This is a genomic window from Azorhizobium sp. AG788 (assembly GCF_943371865.1).
Classification (GTDB): Bacteria; Pseudomonadota; Alphaproteobacteria; order Rhizobiales; family Xanthobacteraceae; genus Azorhizobium.
In genome coordinates this window covers 64024-81832 of sequence record NZ_CALRWL010000023.1, presented here as the reverse complement: position 1 = coordinate 81832, position 17809 = coordinate 64024, and the positions used below count along the sequence as shown (strand labels likewise).

Below are 17809 nucleotides of genomic sequence, written 5' to 3'. Positions count from 1 at the left end.
CGGCGGCCGTTTCACCCCCCTCCCTGCCCTCCCCCGCAAGGGGGGAGGGTGAAATCCGCAAGGGCGGTGAGGTCCCGCGCGTACCGGCGGCGAGGTCCCACCCCAAATCCGGTTTCCCCTTTTCCCGCTCTTGCTCTAAGACGCGGCTTCCTGATGCAATGACCAAGACGGGCAGTGATGGCCACCGATAACAAGCCGAAAGCGCGCCTGCCGCGCGGCCTCGCCGACCGCGGTGGGGCGGAACTGGTCGCCACCCGCGCCATGCTGGAGAAGATCCGTTCGGTGTACGAACTGTACGGCTTCGAGGGCCTGGAGACCCCGGCGATCGAATATACCGACGCGCTGGGCAAGTTCCTGCCCGACCAGGACCGGCCCAACGAAGGCGTGTTCTCGTTCCAGGATGATGACGAGCAGTGGCTGTCGCTGCGCTACGATCTCACCGCGCCGCTGGCCCGCCATGTGGCCGAGCATTTCGACAAATTGCCCAAGCCCTATCGCTCCTATCGCGCGGGCTATGTGTTCCGCAATGAGAAGCCCGGCCCCGGCCGCTTCCGCCAGTTCATGCAGTTCGATGCCGACACCGTGGGCGCGCCCACGGTGGCCGCCGATGCCGAGATCTGCATGATGGCCGCCGATACGCTGGAAGCGGTGGGCATCGCCCGCGGCGATTACGTCATCAAGGTCAACAATCGCAAGGTGCTGGACGGCGTGCTGGAGGCCATCGGCCTCGGCGGCGACGCCAATGCCAGCCGCCGCCTCACCGTGCTGCGGGCCATCGACAAGCTGGACAAGATCGGCGTCGATGGCGTGCGCGACCTTCTGGGCGCCGGCCGCTGGGAGAACCCCGAGGCCAAGAGCGGCGATTTCACCAAGGGCGCCGGGCTTGAGGCCGAGGCCGTCGACAAGGTGCTCGCCTTCGTCAGCGCCGGCACCGGCATGGCGGGACTGTCGAACCTCGCAGGTGTCGTGGGATCTAGCGAAACCGGCATGGCTGGGCTCGATGAACTTCATCAGATTGCCGCTCTGGTCGCCGCCGGCGGCTATGACGACGGGCGCATCGTCATCGACCCCTCGGTGGTGCGCGGTCTCGAATATTATACCGGCCCGGTCTATGAGGCCGAACTCACCTTCGAAGTGAAAGACGAAAAAGGCCGCCCGGTGCGGTTCGGCTCCGTGGCCGGCGGCGGGCGCTATGATGGCCTGGTGGCGCGCTTCCGTGGCGAACCGGTGCCGGCCACCGGCTTCTCTATCGGCGTGTCGCGCCTGCAGGCAGCGCTGGGCCACTTGGGCAAGGGTGATAAAGAGGCAAATACATTGCCTTTGGTCGTCGTGCTTGTGATGGATAAGGATCGCATTGCCGACTACATGGCCCTGACCAAACGCCTACGTGATGCCGGGCGTGATTCTGAAACCGGAAACCTTCTATTCCGCGCCGAGATGTATCTCGGCGGCGCCGGCATGAAGGCGCAGATGAAATATGCCGACAGGCGCGGCGCCGCCGCGGTCGTCATCCAGGGCTCGAACGAGAAGGAAGCCGGCGAGGTCCAGATCAAGGATCTGGTGGAAGGCGCCAAGATCGCTGCCGGCATCTCCGACCATGCGGAATATCGCGCCGCCCGCCCGGCGCAGTTCTCGGTCAAGGAAGCCGACCTGCTGGACGCCATTCGCGGCGTGCTGGAACGCCGCGCCGAGCCGACCCTGGGCCTGGACGACTGAGCCCTCGCACCCCGCCGGGGAGTGGATCGGGAGCGTCTCCCGGCCCGCCACCGGCTGGCCTTTCGCGTGGTTTCGCGCACAGGCGATAAAATACACAGAGGCGGTCTCCGGGTGGAAAACCCGGAGGCAATCGTCAGGCGGCCTGAGCGATCTCGGAGTCGGCAAAACTCAATTTGGCCGGCGCGAAGCCCATCAGGCGCTTCCATTCGTGCAGGCCGTCGCCGCCATGCTCCAGCGCCCCATACATCAGCCAGCGCAGGCCCTGAACCTCCGGCGCCTGCCGCGCCAGCAGCCAGCGCACCTGCTCCAGGAACAGCAGCTTCATGGCCCCGGTCTTGAGATAGTTCCCGTCCGCCATGACGTCGAAGGTCCGGCAGAGATCGCCGACCCGCACCAGGGTGAGATAAGCGATGAGGCGCGGCGCCCCCGCCTCCTCGATGAACGCCCCCCAGGACAGCGCCCAATGCTCGGGGCAATGCGGCGGCGCTGGCGAATGGCCGCTATCCACCAGCCCCGCCCGCGGCTTCAGCCAGGCCGCCAGCACCGGCCCGCCGGAGCGCATGCGCTTGGAGGCGGTGATCCGGGCGATGCTGGCCGCATAGCTGGACGGCGCGATGGGCGCGCAGGTGATGCCCTGGCGGATCGCCTTCTTCTCCGCCCGCGGAATATTGCCGTGGGAACGCTTGGACACCGTCTGGGTGAAGGCGGCGGCGGTTGCGAACCGCTCCAGGTCCAGCAGCATGGCCGTCGGCCGCAGGCGATTGGCGGGGCCGCGGCGGAGCCGATAGCGGTCATGGAACGCCCGCGTATCCGCCACGCCCCAGGCGCAAACCGGATCGGTGCAGTCGCACGCCAGGCGCAGCCGCACAGGGGCCACCGGCGCGGCGGCGCCCAGGTCGAAATCCCGCAGCCGCCCCTGGCGCAGGGCGCATTGGCAGGGCTCCAGCACATGATGGAGCCGGGTGGTCAGAAAACGGGCGATGGTCACGCGAAAACGCCGGCCAGATAATAGATGGCCCGCTATACGCCACCACGGCCAAGCTTCCGCAGGCCATGATGCCGCTATACCTCCGGTAGCACCTTCTGGAAGACACACGCAAACAGCGGAGCTGCTTAGGCTGCCGGCGACGCCGCCGTCGCAACCTTGGCCTTGCGGCCCAGCGCCACCACCGCCACCACGGCGACCGCGAACAGCGCCGTCTCCACATCCAGCGGCTCGCCATTCACCGGCCAGGCCAAAGCCACGGTGACGAAGGTCTGCAACAGCTGCACCTGCGCCACCCGGGCCACCCCGCCCATGGCGAGGCCCGCATTCCAGAAAAAGAACCCCACGAACTGGCTCATCACCGCCACATAGAGGAAGCCGGCCCAGGCCGGTCCCGGCACCGCGGCCAATTCCTGCGGCAGCACCAGCAGCGCGGCGGGCAGGGAAACCGGCAAGGCAAACACCAGCGCCCAGGCGATCACCTCCCAGCCCTCCATGAACCGCGACAGCCGGGCGCTGAGCGGGTAGCCGATGCCGCAGGCCACCACCGCGCCCAGCAGCAAAAGGTCGCCCGCACCGAAGCGGTCGCCCCCGCCATTGCGGGCCGCGAACACCGCCACCAGCAGGGCGCCGAGCCCGCTCACCACCAGGAACAGCCGGCTCGGGCGCTCGCCGGCGAACACCATCGCCCCCAAGGTGGTGGCCAAAGGCAGCAGGCCCAGCACCACCCCCGCATGGCTGGCGGGCACGCTGACGCTGCCCAGCGCCATCAGCAGGGAAAAGGCGAACACCAGGGACGCCGCCACCGCCACCAGATCGCGTACCGCGCCCGGATGGCCCCGCCAGGACACCCGGCCCCGCACCAGGAGGCAGCCTGCCGCCAGCACACCGGCCAGCGCTGCGCGCCCCAGCGTCACGAACCAGGGGTCGAGGCCGGTCAAGGCGAGGCGGGTGGCCGGCAAGGTGGCGCCGAAGATCACCACGCCAATGAAGCCGAGGATGAAGCCGAGGGTGACGCGGGAGAGCATGGGGCCGGAGGGCATGGGCGAGACTCGCAGGAGGCGCGCCCGCCGGGAGACCGGCGGCCCTCGCCACCACGGTGCCGGGGGGGAGCGCAGGCGTCCGGCTCTACACCCGGTGGGATCGGGCAGAAAGCCACAAGTGCTGATCGCTGCCATCGGTTCCGGTGAAGGCAGCGGCCGCCGGCCGCGCGCAAGCCGCGCCAAAACCGCTTGGACCGGCCTGCCGCCGTCGATATGGTGCGCGCATCTTTCCGGTGTCACGCAAAACTGGCGCATGACACGGTGGTGCAAACGGGGAAGTCCACGGCGAACCCCCGATACGACGAACAAAGGACAGAGCCATGAGCCAAACCCAGCGCCCCGGCCATGAGGTCGATCCCAAGCTGCTGGAAATCCTGGTCTGCCCCCTGACCAAGGGGCCGCTGGACTATGACCGCGAGCGCCAGGAACTGATCTCCCGCGCCGCCCGCCTCGCCTTCCCGATCCGCGACGGCATCCCGATCATGCTGTCCGACGAAGCCCGCCGCCTGGACGAGAGCGAGCTGAAGCGCTGAGCGGGGGACGGCACCCGTCCCCCTTTCGGATCAATGACTTGCGGGCGCCTAGAGCGCCTGCCCGCGCAGCAGCTTGGGCACCGCGCCGGTGAGGCCGGCGGCATCGCGGATGAACAGGCCCTTGAGCCGCGGCAGCCGGTCGACGATACCCAGTCCCACGTCCCGCGCCAGCCGCAACACGTCGGAATGATTGGAGAAAAGCTTGTTGAGGCTGTCGGTGGCCACCCCCATGGCGAGGGTATCGAACCGCCGCCAGCGCTGATACCGCTCCAGCACCTGCGGCGAGGCAAAATCCAGCCCCACCCGGGCCGCATCGGTCATGGCCTCGGCCAAGGCCGCCACATCCCGCAACCCCATGTTCAGGCCCTGCCCGGCGATGGGGTGGATGAGGTGGGCGGCGTCTCCCACCAGAGCGAACCGCTCGCCGATGAAGCTGCGGGCCATAGCAAAACCAAGGGGATAGACCTGCGGCTTGCTCTCCACCTTGACCCAGCCCAGCGCCAGGCCGAAGCGCTGCTCCAGCTCCTCCTGGAAGCGATAGTCCGGCAGCTCCACCATGCGCTGGGCATCGGGCGTGCGCTCGGTCCAGACGATGGAGGCGCGGTTGCCCGGCAGCGGCAAGGTGGCGAACGGGCCGGCGGGCAGGAAGTGCTCCACCGCCGCGCCCTCATGGGGGCGCTCGTGCTCCACCGTGAAGGTGATGGCCGACTGGTCATAGCCCCAGGCCACCGTGGTGATGCCCGCCAGGCTCCGCAGCCGCGACTTGGCGCCATCGCAGGCCACCAGCAGGCCCGCCCGCACCGTGGCGCCATCGCCGCCCGTAACCGTTACCCCTGAACGATCCGTGGTGAAGCCCGACACCGGGGCGGCGCGCATGTCGATGCCGGCGGCCTGGGCGGCGCGGGTCAGCGCCCCCTGGAGCACGGCGTTGGGCACCATGTAGGCGAAGGGCTCGCCCGGCTCCACATCGCCATCGAAGGTCAGGAACACCGGGCGGGCCACGTCGCGGGTGCGGCTGTCGGTGACCACCATGGAGCGCATGGGCTCCGCCGCCGCCCCCAGTTCCTCCCAGACCCCGAGCACGGTCAGCAGCCGCCGCGCCCCGGCGGCGATGGCCGAGCAGCGCTTGTCGCCGGTCAGCGGGCGGCCGAAGCCGGGATCATAGACCGTGATCGCCGCGTCGCGGCCGAGCCCGTCCTTCAGCGCCAAGGCGAGGCTGAGCCCCGCCAGACCCCCGCCCGCAATCACCACATCGGCTGCCACCGGCTGCGACCGGCCTTCGGACTGGGCCGCACCGGCCCTGGCATCTTCACCCATGACATTCTCCTCGCCGGCGCTGCGGCCGGCTTCCGGGCCCGCCTGCGGCCCGCCTCTTTCCGGCGACTGCCGGCTGTTGGTCTTGACGGGTGCTGCGCCCCATGGCTGGTTCGCGGCACGCGCCCCTGCGTCCCCGCCGCGAGTTGACCATCCATGACCGACGTCGAAGCCCTTCTCGCCATCCTTGATCTGGAGCGGCTGGAGATCAATCTGTTCCGGGGTCGCAGCGGCACGCCGGGGGGTGGACGGGTGTTCGGCGGCCAGGTGGTGGCGCAGGCTTTGGTGGCAGCGCAGCGCACGGTGGAGAGCGAACGGCTCGCCCATTCCCTGCACGGCTATTTCCTGCTGGGCGGCGATCCCAACGCGCCGATCATCTTCGAGGTGGACCGGATCCGCGACGGCGGCAGCTTCACCACCCGGCGGGTGGTGGCGATCCAGCACGGCAAGGCGATCTTCTCCATGTCGGTGTCGTTCCAGCAGCACGAGGAGGGCCTGATGCATCAGGCCACCATGCCGCAGGTGCCCGCGCCCGAGGACCTGCCCTCGGACGCCGCCTGGCGCGAGAAGCTGCTGGCTCGCTTCCCCCAGGCCGCGGCGCGGGACTGGATGGCGCTGCGGCCGCTGGAGGTGAAGCCCATCGGCATCGATCCCTCGTTCCTGGCGGGCAAGGCCTCACTGGAGCGGCCGGGAATCTGGGTGCGGACCCGCGATGCCCTGCCCGATGACATCGCCATCCACCAGGCGGTGCTGGCCTATGCCTCCGACCTGTCCTTGCTCCAGGCGGCGCTGATCCCCCACGGGCGCAGCGTGTTCGACCGCGACATGCAGGTGGCCAGCCTCGACCATGCACTGTGGTTCCATCGGCCGTTCCGCGCCGACGAATGGCTGCTCTATGTCCAGGACAGCCCCTCGGCCCAGGGCGCCCGCGGTTTCTGTCGCGGCGAATTGTACAGCCGCGACGGCGTGCTGGTGGCCTCGGCGGCGCAAGAGGGCCTGATGCGGATCGTCGAGCCTCGTCCGCTTAAAATATAGACATAAAGATCAATAATTAGGCATAAAAAGCGGCCGGTTCGCGGCGCGGCTGTGGCTACCGACGCCGTGGCGAGAAAATAAGCACGCCCCCAAAGGCCTCACGGCAATTGGCACGGTCCTTGATTCCCTTTCTCCCGAGGCTTGCTGCCGTGGCGCGGATTTCCCCGTCCCGCTGGGCGAAGCCTGAGAGAAACGCCAGCCGGATCCACAGGATCGTGGGGGCATTACGGGGACAGGGACCGATCCATGAAGATCGTCATGGCCATCATCAAGCCGTTCAAGCTGGAGGAGGTGCGCGATGCCCTCACCGGTATCGGAGTGCACGGGCTGACCGTCACTGAAGTGAAAGGCTACGGCCGGCAGAAGGGCCACACCGAGATTTATCGCGGTGCCGAATATGCCGTGAGCTTCCTGCCGAAGCTGAAGATCGAGGTGGCGGTGCCATCCGACCAGGTTGCCAAGGTGGTCGAAGCCATCACGGCCTCCGCCAAGACCGGCCAGATCGGCGACGGGAAGATCTTTGTCTTCCAGATCGATCACGCGGTGCGCATCCGCACCGGCGAAACCGACGCCGACGCGCTTTGATCTTTCCTCATTTCACGGAGCCTTCTTCCATGACGTTCAAGACGTGGTCCCGCGTGGGCATTCCCACGCTTCTTGCCGCGGCGGCGCTGGCCCTGCCCGCTTTGGCGCAGACCGCCACACCGGCAGCGGACGCGGCAGCGGCCGTCGCCGCAGCTCCGGTCATCAACAAGGGCGATACCGCCTGGATGCTCACGTCCGCAGCCTTGGTGCTGATGATGTCCATCCCGGGCTTGGGCCTGTTCTACGGCGGCCTCGTGCGCGGCAAGAACATGCTCTCCATCCTGATGCAGGTGTTCTACACCGTCGCCGTCGTCGGCGTGATCTGGGTGCTCTACGGCTATTCCCTCGCCTTCACCGGCGGCTCGGATTTCATCGGCGGCTTCTCCAAGGCGTTCCTCAAGGGCATTACGCCCGAGTCGGCCACCGGCACCTTCTCGGTGGGCGTCAACATCCCGGAACTCGTGTTCATCGCGTTCCAGATGACCTTCGCCATGATCACCCCGGCGCTGATCTTCGGTGCGTTTGCTGAGCGCGTGAAGTTCTCGGCCATCGTCCTGTTCGTGCCGCTGTGGGTCACCTTCATCTACTTCCCCATTGCCCACATGGTTTGGTACTGGGCCGGCCCGGACGCGGTTGACGCCGCCGTCAAGGCCCTTGCCGCGGCGGATGCCGGTGGCAAGGCTGCGGCCCAGAGCGCGCTCGACGCCGTGATGGCCGACGCCGGTTACATCTACAAGCTCGGCGCCATCGACTTCGCCGGCGGCACCGTGGTGCACATCAATGCGGGTATCGCCGCGCTGGTGGGCTGCCTCATCGTCGGCAAGCGCACGGGCTTCGGCAAGGAAGCCTTCTCGCCGCACTCGCTCACCCTCACTCTGGTCGGCGCCGGCCTGCTGTGGGTCGGCTGGTTCGGCTTCAACGCCGGCTCCAACCTGGAAGCCAACGGCCTCACCGCTCTGGCCATGATGAACACCTTCATCGCCACCTGCGCTGCGGCCCTGTCGTGGATGATCGTGGAATGGCTCTCCCGCGGGAAGCCCTCCATGCTCGGCGTCGTGTCCGGCGCCATTGCCGGCCTCGTGGCCGTCACCCCCATGGCGGGCTTTGCCGGCATCACGGGCGCCCTGATCTCGGGCCTCATCGTCGGCGTGCTGTGCTTCTTCTTCTGCACCACGGTGAAGAACGCCTTCGGCTATGACGACAGCCTGGACGTCTTCGGCGTCCATTGCGTTGGCGGCATCTTCGGCGCCATCGCCACCGGCATCGTGGTCAGCCCGGCCCTCGGCGGCACCGGCATCTTCGACTACACCACCGGCAAGGTGGCGGACTACGACATGACCGTTCAGCTGATCGCACAGGTGAAAGCCGTGCTCGTCACCCTGGTGTGGTCGGGCGTGGGTTCCGCCATCCTCTACTACATCGTGCATGCGGTCGTCGGACTGCGCGCCACGGTGGAGAAGGAGCGCGAGGGCTTGGACATCACCGAGCACGGCGAGCGCGCCTACCACAGCTGAGCGAACGGGCGGCGCGTGCGGCGCCGCCCCACCGCCCGGCGGCCCGCCTTCCGGCGGACCACGTGGGATTTGCTTTGGTGCCTCTGGCTTCGCGGACCGGCCTCGGCCGATCCGCATCGACATAAAAAGAGGGGAAGACGAGGCCCTGGCTCCCGAGCCGGGGCCTCGATCGTTTCAGGCTCCTGACCGGTCACGAACGCATGACCCAGCGCCCGACGCGATTTGCGCGCGGCCCCCATGCCGCCGCCGTTCTCCAGGCACATGAGCGCTTCATGGCTCCCCGCCCGGAGCAGGCGCGGGCGAATCCACCCTTTTCCCGCGACGGCCTGCCTGCTAGAAGCCGGTCATGGCCTTTTGGACGCCCTTCGGGACCGCCTCTCACGTCGCGACGTCTCACGTTGCGTCATCGCGAATTATCCGCCCGGCACCCCGCCGCCGCGCCTGAGCGCGCGCGGGGTCAGCCGGGCCGTGACGCACCCGACGCATCGATCCCTATTCCGAGCCTGAACCCATGACCGACAAGACGCCGTCCGACTCCGTGGACTATGCCGCCACCCTGTTCCTGCCGCAGACCGCCTTCCCCATGCGCGGCGGGCTGCCGCAGAAGGAGCCGGAACTGCTGGAGCGCTGGGCGCGCCTCGGCCTCTACCAGCGCCTGCGCGAGGAAGGCCAGGGCCGTCCGCGCTTCGTGCTGCATGACGGCCCGCCTTATGCCAATGGCAATATCCACATCGGCCACGCGCTGAATAAGATCCTGAAAGACGTGGTGACGCGCTCGCAGCAGATGCTGGGGTTCGATTCCAACTATGTGCCGGGTTGGGATTGCCACGGCCTGCCCATCGAATGGAAGATCGAGGAAGGCTATCGCGCCAAGGGCAAGAACAAGGACGAGGTGCCGGTCATCGAATTCCGCCAGGAATGCCGCGCCTTTGCGCAGCATTGGCTGGACATCCAGCGCGCCGAGTTCAAGCGCCTCGGCGTGGAAGGCGACTGGGACCACCCCTACACCACCATGAGCTTCCTCGGCGAGGCGCAGATCGCCCGCGAGATCATGAAGTTCGCGGAGAACGGCCTGCTCTATCGCGGGTCCAAGCCGGTGATGTGGTCGGTGGTGGAAAAGACCGCTCTGGCCGAGGCCGAGGTGGAATATCACGACCACACGAGCGATACGGTGTGGGTGAAGTTTCCGGTTCAAGGTGAAGACCTGGACGGGGCCAGCGTGGTCATCTGGACCACCACGCCGTGGACCATGCCCGGCAACCGGGCCATCTCCTTCTCCGGCAAGATCGCCTATGGCCTCTACGAGATCACCGAGGCCCCCGGCGACAATTGGGCCAAGGCCGGCGACAAGCTGATTCTGGCCGATAAGCTGGCGGAAGACGTGTTCAAGTCGGCCCGCGTCACCTCTTATGCCCGGATCGGCGATGTGCCCGCCGAAGTTCTCTCCGGCCTCGTCACCGCCCATCCGCTGGCCGGTCGCGGCTATGACTTCCAGGTGCCGCTGCTGGAAGGCGACCACGTCACCGACGACACCGGTACCGGCTTCGTCCACACCGCCCCCGGCCACGGCCGCGAGGATTTCGAGATCTGGACCCAGCATCGGCGCTGGCTGGAGGAGCGCGGCATCAATCCGGCGATCCCCTACACGGTGGATGCGGACAGCTTCTACACCGCCCAGGCGCCCGGCTTCGAGGGCAAGCGCGTCATCACCGAGAAGGGCGAGAAGGGCGATGCCAACCAGGCGGTCATCGACGCTCTGGTGGCGGCGGGCAACCTTTTGGCCCGCGGCCGGCTGAAGCATCAGTATCCGCACTCCTGGCGCTCCAAGAAGCCGGTGATCTTCCGCAATACGCCGCAATGGTTCATCGCCATGGATCAGGTGATCCACCAGCCGGCGGGGGCCCCCTCCGTGACCCCGCGCGGCATCGGCGACAATACCGGCGATACCCTGCGCGCCCGCGCTTTGGCCGGCATCAAGACCGTGGAATGGGTGCCCGCCGCCGGCGAAAACCGCATCAATGGCATGATCGCCAGCCGCCCGGACTGGGTGGTCTCGCGCCAGCGCGCCTGGGGCGTGCCCATCACCGTGTTCGTGCGCGAACTGGGCGACGGCTCGGTGGAGATCCTGCAGGACAGCCATGTGAACGACCGCATCGCCGCCGCCTTCGAGGTGGAAGGGGCGGATGCCTGGTACCAGCCCGGCGCCCGCGAGCGCTTCCTGCGCGAGCGCGGCACCGAGGGCTGGGTGAAGGTGGACGACATCCTGGACGTGTGGTTCGATTCCGGCTCCACCCACGCCTTCGTGCTGGACGTGCGCCCGGACCTGAAGACCGACCGGGTGCCCGACGGCCCCGACCGGGTGATGTATCTGGAAGGCTCCGACCAGCATCGCGGCTGGTTCCATTCCTCCTTGCTGGAAAGCTGCGGCACCCGCGGCCGCCCGCCCTATGACGCGGTGCTGACCCACGGCTTCGTGCTGGACGAGGACGGGCGCAAGATGTCCAAGTCGCTGGGCAACGTGGTGGCCCCGCAGGAGGTCATCAAGTCCTCCGGCGCCGACATCCTGCGCCTGTGGGTGTGTGCCTCGGATTATGCGGACGATCTGCGCATCGGCCCGGAAATCATCAAGAGCACCGCCGACACCTATCGCAAGCTGCGCAACACCATCCGCTGGCTGCTGGGCTCGCTGCACCATTACCACCCCGCCGAGCAGGTGGCGTTTGCCGACATGCCGGCGCTGGAGCGGCTGGTGCTGCATCGCCTTGCCGAGTTGGACGGTCAGGTGCGCGAGGCCTATGGGGCGTTCGACTATAAGAAGGTCCATGCCCTGCTGACGGTGTTCATGACCACCGATCTGTCGGCCTTCTATTTCGACGTGCGCAAGGACGCGCTCTATTGCGATCCGATCTCCTCGGTGACGCGCCGGGCGTCTCTCACCGTGCTGAATGTCGTGTTCGAGCGCCTGGTCACCTGGCTGGCGCCCATCCTGCCCTTCACCTGCGAAGAGGCATTCATCGCCCGCACCGGGTCGCAGGACGGCTCGGTGCATCTGCTGACCTTCCCCGCCACCCCTGAGGATTGGCGGAACGAGGCTCTGGCGGACCAGTGGCGCAAGGTGCGGCAGGTGCGCCGCGTGGTGCTCGGCGCCCTGGAGCCCGAGCGCGCCGCCAAACGCATCGGCTCCTCCCTCGAGGCCGGCCCCGTGGTCTATATCGCCGACCCGGCCCTAGCGGAGGCGCTGGAGGGCCTCGATCTGGCGGAAATCTGCATCACCAGTTCCGCCACCCTGGAACCGGGCGACGGCCCGGCGGACGCTTTCCGCCTGGATGACGTGCCCGGCGTGGCGGTGGTTCCCGCTCTCGCGGTGGGCCGCAAGTGCGCCCGTTCCTGGAAGGTCTCGCTCGATGTGGGCGCCGACCCGGACTATCCCGACGTGACCCCGCGCGATGCCCAGGCGCTGCGCGAATTCAACGCCCGCGCGGCAGCGGAGTAGCTGATGTCCATCCGGCTTGGTGTCCTTGTGGCCTTGGCGGTTCTGGTACTCGACCAGGGCACCAAGACCGCTGTCCTGGCCTGGTCGGACAATTGGGCCGGGCCGATGCACGTCATCACCCCGTTCCTGGACTTCGTGGTGCTGTGGAATGCCGGCATCAGCTATGGCCTTTTCCCCCAAGGCGAGGCCGGGCGCTGGGTGCTGGTGGCGATCAAGGTGGTGGCCGCCGTGGGGTTCGCGGTCTGGCTGGCCCGCACCGCCCGCAAGGTGGAGGCCTTCGCGCTGGGGCTGCTGATCGGCGGCGCCATCGGCAATGCGGTGGACCGGGTGGTCTATGGCGCGGTGTTCGACTTCGTGTCGCTCCACGCCCTGGGATACCGTTGGTACGTGTTCAACGTGGCCGATGTGGCGGTCGTTGTGGGCGTGATCATCCTTCTTTATGATGCATTCTTCGTCCGCGCCTCAAAAACGCCGCCCTCAGGCTCCAGCCCTAAGGCGGCTTCCGATCCGGCGGGGCACCCTCCGGCGTGAGCCGGGCACATTGGCCATCGCTGCAAGCTGTGCATCCGAAAGACCGGTGGCAGCGGTGGACGGCCCGAGAAAGTGGGAAAGGATCCATGCGTAAGATCATGAGACGGTCGCTGACGACCTCCGGGCTGCGTGCGTTCCTGCTCGGCGCATCGGCCATGGCCACATTGCCTGCCGCACTGGTCGGCAGCAGCCTGCCTGCTGCCGCTCAGGCGGTGGAATCCGATTTCATGCGGAGCACCATGAGCGCGCTCGGCCTCATCGACGAGCAGAAGCCCGAGATCCAGTATCGCGAGCGCGCGCCCCTGGTGGTGCCTCCCGCGGTGGGTTCCACCCTGCCGCCGCCAAAGCAGGCGCCGTCCGCGGCGTTGCCCAACTGGCCGAAGGACCCGGACGTCCTGCGCGCCCAGCAGGCCAATGCGGTGGACAACAAGCCCGTGGGCGCGGGCAGCACCCGCGACGTGCTGCTGCCCAGCGAGCTGAACAAGGGCGGCTACCTTAAGAAGAACCGCAACGCACCGGTGGACAATTCCCCGGTGGGTGCGGAAAGCAAGCGCGACGTGGTCCTGCCGAGCGAACTGGGCTTCAAGTCCTGGTTCGGCGTGACGCCGTCGGATGAAAAGCCCATCGCCTTCAAGGGCGAGCCGGAGCGCGAGAGCATCACCCAGCCGCCGCCGGGCTATCAGACCCCGGCCCCCAACGCGCCCTATGGCGTGGTGGAAAAGAAGAACGAGCCGTTCAAGTTCCCGACGCTGTTCGACCGCCAGTGACGCGGCGGGCAGCCGGGCAGATCCGGCACCGCGGTGCCGGGGCCTGTTGCCGGAGGCCTGAAGCCCGGACCGTCCTTGCCGCGCCGGTGCCCGGACGGCATCCCGGCGGGCCACCCGTCGGAACAGGCGCGAACTCGGTGCGGACCCGCGGCCAAGCTGTCGGGTTCGCCGTGATCCGGACAGACGCCAATTCCCGCCTTTGTGCGGCTCGACGCCGCGATGCCGCCGCCCGCCGCTCCGGCGCGCGTGCCGCAGGCACGCCCATCTTGGCTGTTGCGCTATTGCTCCCTATCTCTCTTGGATGCGCGGTCGCCCAGCCGCGCCGTGGAACCGCCCCGTGAACGTGAGACGCTTCGCCATGGTCGCCATTTTCGCCGCAGGAGCCGCTGCCGCGGCTTCCCATGCCTCCGCCGCCGGTCCCGAGGTGGCGCAGTATGAACTCGCCAACGGGTTCAAGGTGATGGTGATCCCCGACCGCCGCACCCCGGTGGTCACTCACATGGTGTGGTACAAGGTCGGCTCCGCCGATGAACAGCCGGGCAAGTCCGGCATCGCCCATTTCCTGGAACATCTGATGTTCAAGGGCACGGAGAAGAATGCGCCCGGCGTATTCTCCGCCGAAGTGGCGCGGCTCGGCGGGCAGGAGAATGCCTTCACCTCCACCGACTACACCTCCTATTTCCAGCGCGTGGCCAAGGATCACCTGAAAAGCGTGATGGCCTTCGAGGCCGACCGCATGACCGGCCTCAAGCTCACCGACGAGGTGGTGCTGCCCGAGCGCGACGTGGTGCTGGAAGAGCGCCGCATGCGCACCGACAACGATCCCGGCGCGCGCCTGGGCGAGGCGCTCCAGGCCACCACTTATGTGAATCACCCCTACCAGCACCCGATCATCGGCTGGGAACACGAGATCAAGCAGCTCAACCGCGAGGATGCGCTGGCCTTCTATCGCCGCTTCTATGCCCCCAACAACGCCGTGCTGGTGGTGGCGGGCGATGTGGAGCCCGAGGCGGTGCGCGCCTTGGCCGAACAGACCTATGGCCAGATCCCCCGTGCCGACACCCCGCCGCGCAATCGCCCGCAGGAGCCCGAGCCCCAGGCCCATCGCCGCGTGTCCCTGAGCGATGCCCGCGTGGCCCAGCCCAGCCTGCAGCGGTCCTATCTCGTCCCGTCCTACCGCACGGCCAAGGATCATGAGAGCGAGGCGCTGGACGTGCTCGCCCAGATCCTCGGCGGCGGCCAGACCGGCCGGCTTTATCGCTCGCTGGTGGTGGAGCAGGGCCTCGCCGCCGGCGCCGGCGCCTGGTACCAGGGCACAGCCTATGACGAGACCCGCTTCGGCTTCTCCGCTTCGCCCCGGCCCGGCGTCACCCTGGAGACGCTGGAAGTTGCCCTGGACGATCTGATCGCCAAGTTCGCCGAGACCGGACCCGACGAGGTGGAACTGGCCCGTGCCAAGACCCGCCTCACCGCCGACGCCATCTATGCCCGCGACAACCAGGCCACCCTGGCCCGCATCTATGGCGCCTCCTGGGCCACCGGCGTCAGCGTCGCCGAGGTCAATGCCTGGCCGGATCGGGTGAAAACCGTCACCGCCGCGCAGGTGAAGGAAGCTGCTGCCCGCTATCTGGTGCTGCGCCGCGCGGTCACCGGCTATCTCACCCCCGCCAAGGCGCCGACGGCCGCAACCCCGGCTGCGGCCCCCGCCGCCGCACCGGCGTCCCAGGCGACCCCGGAGAAGCGTTCATGAGGGGCGTTTTCGCCCGCTCCCGGCCGGCGTCGCCCGCTTTCGGGGCTGCCGCGGCCGGCGGGCGCCTGCGCGTCCTGCCGGACCTGTTCCGGCGCAAAGGTCTGTCCTGCGGCTCCGCCGCCGTCTTTCTTCTTTCGATGGTCATCATGTCGCTCTCCCTCGTCACGCCCGCGCCGGCCCAGTCGCAGACCACGCGCATCATCAAGGTCACTAGCCCGCACGGCATCGAAGCCTGGCTGGTGCAGGACACCACGCTGCCTCTGGTGGCGATGGAGTTCGCCTTCCTCGGCGGCGCCAGCCAGGATCCGGCCGGCACCCCCGGCGTTGCCAGCCTCACGGCCTCGCTGTTGGACGAAGGCGCCGGCGATCTCGATGCGGAAGCCTTCCATCGCACCCTGGCGGACAAGGCGATCGAACTGCATTTCGATGCCAATCGCGATGAAGTGCGCGGCTCGGTGCGCACCCTGTCGGAAAATCGCGAAGCCGCGTTCGATATGCTGCGCCTCGCGGTGACCCATCCGCGCTTCGACACCGAGGCGGTGGAGCGCATCCGCACCGCCCAACTGGCGGCTCTGCGCCGCCGCTCCACCGAGCCCAACAACATCGCCAGCGAGCGCTGGTTTGCCCTGGCCTTCCCGAACCATCCCTATGGCCGGCCGGTGGACGGCACGCTCGCCAGCGTGCCCACCATCACCAGCGAAAATCTGGCCACCTTCGCCGCCAACACTTTGGCGCGCTCCAATTTGCGCGTCGCGGTGGTGGGTGACATCACCCCCGAGCAATTGGGCCTGGAGCTGGACCGGGTGTTCGGCGCCCTACCAGAGACGGCCAAGCTGACCCCGGTGGCCGACGTCACCCCCAAGGGCCTCGGCACCGTGGACGTGATCCCGCTGGACGTGTCCCAGTCGGTGGTGATGATCGGCACCGACGGGCTGGAGCGGCGCGACCCCGATTTCATGTCCGCTTATGTGCTGAACCACATTCTCGGCGGCAGCGCCTTTTCCTCGCGCCTGTTCAAGGAAGTGCGGGAAGCCCGGGGCCTCGCCTATTCGGTCTATTCCTATCAGGTGGCGCTGGAGCATGCGGGCCTGTGGTTCGCCGGCACGGCCACCAAGAACGAGCGCACGGCGGAATCCATCAAGATCATCGCCGACGAATTCCGCCAGATCCTCGACAAGGGCCCGACCCAGGCCGAGCTGGATGAGGCCAAGGCCTATCTCAAGGGCAGCTATGCCCTGCGCTTCGACACCTCGTCGAAGGTGGCTGGACAGTTGCTCCAGATCCAGATCGACCGTCTCGGCATCGATTATATCGACCGCCGCAACGACCTGATCGAGGCGGTGACCCTGGCGGATCTCAACCGGGTGGCGCAACGCCTCGCCGGGGCCAAGAGCACCCTGACCGTGGTGGTCGGCAAGCCTACGGGTCTGTCCGGCGGCTGAAACGCGCCCTTGCTCCACGGGCGGGGCGGGGTCGCAGCGGTAACCATAAAACCACTGATCCGGCTTGAGCGGGCCTCAAGCGGCCCTGGCCCCTCCCCCAAGCCATTTACTTTTTGTTATATACCTTACCCGTTTAGGGCCGGAATACCTCTCGGAACCCATATCCCTGAGCGGTCTCCCGGCTTTGAATTTGAGAGAGGCACAGGATCTCGCCTGCCGGCATGCCGGCGCGGGGACAGGCCTCTGGGGTTTTGGAGGAGGTGACATGCGTCTGGCGCTCAACGCCGCCCTGCCCACCCGCATTCTGGCCGGCGGCGCGTTGGCCTTCGCGCTTGCGGGCTGCGCGGGCTTCAATTCGCAGGGTACGTTCGGCGCCCCCGGCACCACGGTGGATACCGCGAGTCCGGTCTCGGCCTCGGGCGCCACGGTGGCCGGCGGAGACGGCCTTGATGCCAATCAGGTCACCTGCCCCCCCGCCACCGTGCGCTCCGGCGCCTCCGCCTGGCAGGTGCCGGCGGCCGGCGGCGGACTGCGCGCCCAAGGCACGCTCGGCAACATCGCCCGCGAGTGCACCGTCGTGAACGGCAATATGAACATCAAGGTGGGCATCGAAGGCCGCGTGCTGCTGGGCGAGAAGGGTTCGCCGGGCGCGTTCTCGGTGCCGATCCGCGTCGCTTTGGTGGCGGAAGGGCCGAACCCGAAGACCATCCAGACCAAGTTCTTCACGGTCCCGGTGCAGGTGCCGGCCAATGAGACCCAGGCCGGCTTTGCGGTGGTGGAGGACGGCATCGTCCTGCCCATGCCGCCCAAGGAGAGGCTGGACGAGCTGGACCGCTACATCATCTACGTCGGTTTTGATTCCAAGGGCGAGCCGGCGGCGCGCTCGCGCCCCTCCACACCGCGTGCCACCACGCCCCGTCCCGCCACCGCGGAGCCCGCCGCAACGCCCGCCACTCCGGCGGCGACCCGACCCGCCGCCAGCGACAGCGGCGCGCCGAAGGGCGACACGTTCGGACCCGCGCCCACCTTCGCCCCGCCGCCGCCCAGCGGCACGGTCGGGCCGACGCCCAACACCTTCGGGCCGGTCCCCACGCAATAAGC

14 protein-coding genes are annotated in these 17809 nt (G+C 68.0%); 11 read left to right on the top strand and 3 right to left on the bottom strand.

The features are described from left to right. The first annotated feature begins 177 nt into the window (after nucleotides 1-177). Complete coding sequence (gene hisS, locus AAG816_RS14885) at nucleotides 178-1716, top strand: histidine--tRNA ligase (RefSeq protein WP_341990436.1); 1539 nt, start codon at nucleotides 178-180, stop codon at nucleotides 1714-1716. Between the two features lie 133 nt (nucleotides 1717-1849). On the opposite strand, the gene AAG816_RS14880 is transcribed toward hisS, so the two are convergent. Both AAG816_RS14880 and AAG816_RS14875 read right to left on the bottom strand, forming a co-directional pair. Then, a complete protein-coding gene (locus tag AAG816_RS14880; RefSeq protein ID WP_341990435.1) occupies nucleotides 1850-2704 on the bottom strand; it encodes a hypothetical protein in 855 nt (284 codons plus the stop codon). 125 nt (nucleotides 2705-2829) lie between these two features. Next, the gene (locus tag AAG816_RS14875; RefSeq protein ID WP_341990434.1) at nucleotides 2830-3744 is read right to left on the bottom strand and encodes a DMT family transporter; all 915 of its coding nucleotides are present in this window, start codon (nucleotides 3742-3744) and stop codon (nucleotides 2830-2832) included. Nucleotides 3745-4064: 320 nt separating this feature from the next. Here AAG816_RS14875 and AAG816_RS14870 point away from each other — a divergent pair, with 320 nt between their 5' ends. Then, nucleotides 4065-4277, top strand: coding sequence for a Trm112 family protein (locus AAG816_RS14870; RefSeq protein WP_341990433.1), 213 nt, complete (start codon nucleotides 4065-4067; stop codon nucleotides 4275-4277). A gap of 48 nt (nucleotides 4278-4325) precedes the next feature. On the opposite strand, the gene AAG816_RS14865 is transcribed toward AAG816_RS14870, so the two are convergent. After that, entirely contained in the window at nucleotides 4326-5594 is a 1269-nt protein-coding gene (locus AAG816_RS14865) for a ubiquinone biosynthesis hydroxylase (RefSeq protein WP_341990432.1), read from the bottom strand. 153 nt (nucleotides 5595-5747) lie between these two features. On the opposite strand from AAG816_RS14865, the gene tesB reads away from it, so the two are divergent. The 9 genes from tesB (at nucleotide 5748) to AAG816_RS14820 (ending at nucleotide 17807) form a co-directional block, all read left to right on the top strand. Then, the gene (gene tesB, locus AAG816_RS14860; protein WP_341990431.1) at nucleotides 5748-6626 is read left to right on the top strand and encodes an acyl-CoA thioesterase II; all 879 of its coding nucleotides are present in this window, start codon (nucleotides 5748-5750) and stop codon (nucleotides 6624-6626) included. 246 nt (nucleotides 6627-6872) lie between these two features. Continuing rightward, nucleotides 6873-7211, top strand: a complete 339-nt coding sequence (locus AAG816_RS14855) for a P-II family nitrogen regulator (RefSeq protein WP_012172747.1) — start codon at nucleotides 6873-6875, stop codon at nucleotides 7209-7211. A gap of 29 nt (nucleotides 7212-7240) precedes the next feature. Further along, nucleotides 7241-8725: an ammonium transporter gene (locus AAG816_RS14850; RefSeq protein WP_341990430.1), complete on the top strand. Its 1485-nt coding sequence runs from the start codon at nucleotides 7241-7243 to the stop codon at nucleotides 8723-8725. A gap of 511 nt (nucleotides 8726-9236) precedes the next feature. Then, a complete protein-coding gene (gene ileS, locus AAG816_RS14845; protein ID WP_341990429.1) occupies nucleotides 9237-12218 on the top strand; it encodes an isoleucine--tRNA ligase in 2982 nt (993 codons plus the stop codon). Nucleotides 12219-12221: 3 nt separating this feature from the next. Further along, complete coding sequence (gene lspA, locus AAG816_RS14840) at nucleotides 12222-12749, top strand: signal peptidase II (RefSeq protein WP_341990428.1); 528 nt, start codon at nucleotides 12222-12224, stop codon at nucleotides 12747-12749. Between the two features lie 86 nt (nucleotides 12750-12835). Next, nucleotides 12836-13516: a hypothetical protein gene (locus AAG816_RS14835; protein WP_341990427.1), complete on the top strand. Its 681-nt coding sequence runs from the start codon at nucleotides 12836-12838 to the stop codon at nucleotides 13514-13516. Nucleotides 13517-13874: 358 nt separating this feature from the next. Next, on the top strand, nucleotides 13875-15266 hold the full coding sequence (locus AAG816_RS14830) for a pitrilysin family protein (RefSeq protein WP_341990439.1): 1392 nt from the start codon (nucleotides 13875-13877) through the stop codon (nucleotides 15264-15266). Then, nucleotides 15263-16708: a pitrilysin family protein gene (locus tag AAG816_RS14825; RefSeq protein WP_341990426.1), complete on the top strand. Its 1446-nt coding sequence runs from the start codon at nucleotides 15263-15265 to the stop codon at nucleotides 16706-16708. Before AAG816_RS14830 ends, AAG816_RS14825 begins: the two co-directional genes overlap by 4 nt. A gap of 265 nt (nucleotides 16709-16973) precedes the next feature. Next, nucleotides 16974-17807, top strand: a complete 834-nt coding sequence (locus AAG816_RS14820; protein WP_341990425.1) for a hypothetical protein — start codon at nucleotides 16974-16976, stop codon at nucleotides 17805-17807. Nucleotides 17808-17809 lie beyond the last annotated feature (2 nt).

Excerpts from the sequence above, each read along its gene's own strand:
- hisS (WP_341990436.1), top strand. The coding sequence starts at position 178 with ATGGCCACCGATAACAAGCCGAAAGCGCGCCTGCCGCGCGGCCTCGCC.
- AAG816_RS14875 (WP_341990434.1), bottom strand. The coding sequence starts at position 3,744 with ATGCCCTCCGGCCCCATGCTCTCCCGCGTCACCCTCGGCTTCATCCTC.
- AAG816_RS14870 (WP_341990433.1), top strand. The coding sequence starts at position 4,065 with ATGAGCCAAACCCAGCGCCCCGGCCATGAGGTCGATCCCAAGCTGCTG.
- AAG816_RS14865 (WP_341990432.1), bottom strand. The coding sequence starts at position 5,594 with ATGGGTGAAGATGCCAGGGCCGGTGCGGCCCAGTCCGAAGGCCGGTCG.
- tesB (WP_341990431.1), top strand. The coding sequence starts at position 5,748 with ATGACCGACGTCGAAGCCCTTCTCGCCATCCTTGATCTGGAGCGGCTG.
- AAG816_RS14855 (WP_012172747.1), top strand. The coding sequence starts at position 6,873 with ATGAAGATCGTCATGGCCATCATCAAGCCGTTCAAGCTGGAGGAGGTG.
- AAG816_RS14850 (WP_341990430.1), top strand. The coding sequence starts at position 7,241 with ATGACGTTCAAGACGTGGTCCCGCGTGGGCATTCCCACGCTTCTTGCC.
- ileS (WP_341990429.1), top strand. The coding sequence starts at position 9,237 with ATGACCGACAAGACGCCGTCCGACTCCGTGGACTATGCCGCCACCCTG.
- lspA (WP_341990428.1), top strand. The coding sequence starts at position 12,222 with ATGTCCATCCGGCTTGGTGTCCTTGTGGCCTTGGCGGTTCTGGTACTC.
- AAG816_RS14835 (WP_341990427.1), top strand. The coding sequence starts at position 12,836 with ATGCGTAAGATCATGAGACGGTCGCTGACGACCTCCGGGCTGCGTGCG.
- AAG816_RS14830 (WP_341990439.1), top strand. The coding sequence starts at position 13,875 with ATGGTCGCCATTTTCGCCGCAGGAGCCGCTGCCGCGGCTTCCCATGCC.
- AAG816_RS14825 (WP_341990426.1), top strand. The coding sequence starts at position 15,263 with ATGAGGGGCGTTTTCGCCCGCTCCCGGCCGGCGTCGCCCGCTTTCGGG.
- AAG816_RS14820 (WP_341990425.1), top strand. The coding sequence starts at position 16,974 with ATGCGTCTGGCGCTCAACGCCGCCCTGCCCACCCGCATTCTGGCCGGC.